Source organism: Fructobacillus fructosus KCTC 3544 (genome assembly GCF_001438695.1).
Classification (GTDB): Bacteria; Bacillota; Bacilli; order Lactobacillales; family Lactobacillaceae; genus Fructobacillus; species Fructobacillus fructosus.
Genome location: NZ_JQBH01000014.1, coordinates 31013 through 33900, shown reverse-complemented (window position 1 = coordinate 33900; position 2888 = coordinate 31013). Strand labels below are relative to the sequence as shown.

The 2888-nt window shown below is 34.4% G+C and carries 3 protein-coding genes; 1 reads left to right on the top strand and 2 read right to left on the bottom strand.

Annotated features, from left to right (window positions below):
• Both IV71_RS06795 and IV71_RS06790 read right to left on the bottom strand, forming a co-directional pair.
• On the bottom strand, positions 1-294 hold a 294-nt coding region (locus tag IV71_RS06795), incomplete at its 3' end, for a ParA family protein (protein WP_156405646.1).
• 334 nt (positions 295-628) lie between these two features.
• The gene (locus IV71_RS06790) at positions 629-1963 is read right to left on the bottom strand and encodes a hypothetical protein (protein ID WP_010690498.1); all 1335 of its coding nucleotides are present in this window, start codon (positions 1961-1963) and stop codon (positions 629-631) included.
• Positions 1964-2217: 254 nt separating this feature from the next.
• On the opposite strand from IV71_RS06790, the gene IV71_RS06785 reads away from it, so the two are divergent.
• On the top strand, positions 2218-2888 hold a 671-nt coding region (locus IV71_RS06785; RefSeq protein ID WP_114636126.1), incomplete at its 3' end, for an IS30 family transposase.

Below are 2888 nucleotides of genomic sequence, written 5' to 3'. Positions count from 1 at the left end.
TGGAATATCTGAGAGAGCCATCTCTTTTTCCAGTCCTTCTAACAAAAGACTAGCAGGTATTAGATCCATATTTTTCTTTACTTGATAAACCTTAACAGGCTGGTCGTGGAATAAGTTATGACTTGAATAATCATCTTCCCGAATCCCAAATACTTCTCGACTCAGGGATAATTGATGATCTAAATCGATTAGTAAAACTTTCTTGCCTTGCTTAGCTAAATATGCCCCGAAATTGTAGGTTTGGGTCGTTTTACCGGCTCCGCCTTTTTCAGCAATAAAACCAATTTTCTTCATGCAAACAGCTCCTTTTTTCCTTTTCTGAACTACCTTTATTATACCAATTATAATTACCATTGCAAGTGCAATTATAATTATAGTGATATTTGCAACTATAATAAGCCTTCCTGATGTGGGGGCTTTTTTTATTGAAAAAAGGTGGAGATGTATAAAATATCGTGAAAAACATCAAGGATATTCAAGACTGTCAGATTCAAAGATTTGATAGGAAAAAGAAAAAAGGGCTCGTATGAGTCCTCTTTTTTTCATATGCTGAGTGATACAGATAGATTCAGTAGGTAACGAATTTAGTGATTTGTAAAAAAGGCATTTAGTTTGAGAACAAGTAATTCTACAGATTTATTGGCTGCTTTACCCATTTCTCAATATTGTCTTTTTGTAATTTCTTAGTTTCTTTTTCAGACATTGGCTTGTAGTATTTATGGCCATTTCCGAATTCTTTAACAAAATACGAATTATTATTAAAGTAATATTGACTAACAAACATTGAAAATATGGCAATAAGTATGACAAATATTATTGTAAATACCTTAGCATTCAATGAGATGTAAAGTTCATACAACCCAAATCCAGCTAAAAGAACAAGAACAATGTTTAAAAAGTTCCAATGGTTTAAAGTTGGAATCACAATAAACAAGGAGGGAATATAAGTAAAGAAGGCGACTTTTATAATGTTCTTATAGGTAAGTAAACCTTCACTCAAATTACTTTTATTACTAACTAACCCGATTAAACTAAGAAGTAAGACAGGGGGGAACAATGCACCAAAACCAGGCACTGAATTCCAAGGTAATGAATCACTTCCACGCAAGTATACCGAAACACCAACCATGAAGTTATTCAACATATCAGGGAATAAATGTGATAATCCGTGATATGTGATTAAAGATTCACCACGTTGCATCTGCATCACTGGATATGAAATAAAAAGAAAGTGACCTACGGATGAATTTTTGAAGACTAGTAGTCTAAATGCAAATAAAATTAGTGGAAATAAAAGAACTAAACTAATTACCCACATTAACGCTAATTCTTTCAATACTAATATTTTATTCCTGTAAAAGTAAGCACTCACGGCAACGAAAAATAACGGAAGAAAAAGCCAACCAGCTATGTAGCCATATACTGAGGCTGCAAACATTAAACAGAACAAAAAGAGAAGATACTTTTTTCTCAAATCGATATAAAGGGCTAAAAACACTAACGACATTGAGAAAAAAATAGGTGCTACGTTACAATCCAACACCCAACGGGAAGAAATGAATATCCATGGTGATGTTAAGAACACCACCAGCATACTTAAGGATAGGTTTTGCCTTTTTATCGTGTAGCTGACTACCAAAAGGATATTTGATAAATTAAGTAAAATCATTGGTAATCTGAAAGTCAGAGTAGAAAAGCCAAATGTCTTAACAAAGGGAACCGCCATCAAAGCGTAAGGCACCGACTGTCCATTTCCGAATAATCCTTTGAAATAGACCGGAAACGAAAGGCCATTTAAATCTTTGCCAGTATAGACTAATGATTGAACTTCTTGCATATATGTTCTTTCATCAATGAAAACATTTGGCACTGTGGTGATCTTGTAACACAGTAACGAAATATATAATAATACTAAGAACAAAATAAGCACAAAGGTGAGTTTCTTTCGACTAATTGATTTCATAATTACTCCAATATTGATAAAAGCGAATAACCTTTATATAATTTTTTCCATCAGGATGAAAACAGTCCAAAATAATCAGGACTTTTGTTTTTTTTGATGGGTTTATTTTATCACAATGTCTAATAAACTGTGAAAAGACGCCATTACGGGCGTCTTTTTTGTTTGTTCCGATGAGCAATTTATTTATAATAATAAAAAGGTGTCTATCGAATGTTAACAGTCAAGGTAACTTACTAAAACAAGAGGATTTTACAATGAGTTGTCATCATTTAACATTAGCAGATCGTGTCAAACTCGAAACATGGATTGGCGAGGGTCACACTTTATCTCAAATTGCTACTCGACTTGGATTTGCTCGCTCCACCATTACAAGAGAGATTCAACGAGCAACCAAGAATCGCCGATTTGGCATGTCTCTTAGCAGTTGCCATGCCAAACGAATGTATAGGGCGCTAGAGGCTCATCAATTAGCTGAGTATAAAAAACACAGCAAATTAACGATGTCTCCTCGTAAATTATCAAATCATCGTAAGAGCATCATTAAAAAAAGAATTCTCGAAGACAAGTGGTCGCCAGAACAAATTGTCTATTGTAGTCGAAACTTTGGGGTATCCGTTCATAGTATTTACAATTGGATTAATCGAAACCAAATCGAGGGACTCTCAAATAAAAACCTGAGATTAAAGGGTAAACGATATAAGCGTGCGTTAAGTAAAAAAGCTTATCAGAGCCTTCATCTATCAAAATCAGATCAGCGAACAGTGATTCAAAGACACACCATTGAAAAACGTCCAGAAGCCATTAACAATCGTCGTACTTTTGGTCATTGGGAATTAGACGGAGTTGAGTCAATGCAGTCCAGTCATCTTTTGTTAACTTTTGTCGAAAGAAAGACCCGATACGCAGAAGTAGTGCTTGTAAAAAG

Coding starts and splice junctions, on each gene's coding strand:
- IV71_RS06790 (WP_010690498.1), bottom strand. CDS start 1,963: ATGAAATCAATTAGTCGAAAGAAACTCACCTTTGTGCTTATTTTGTTC.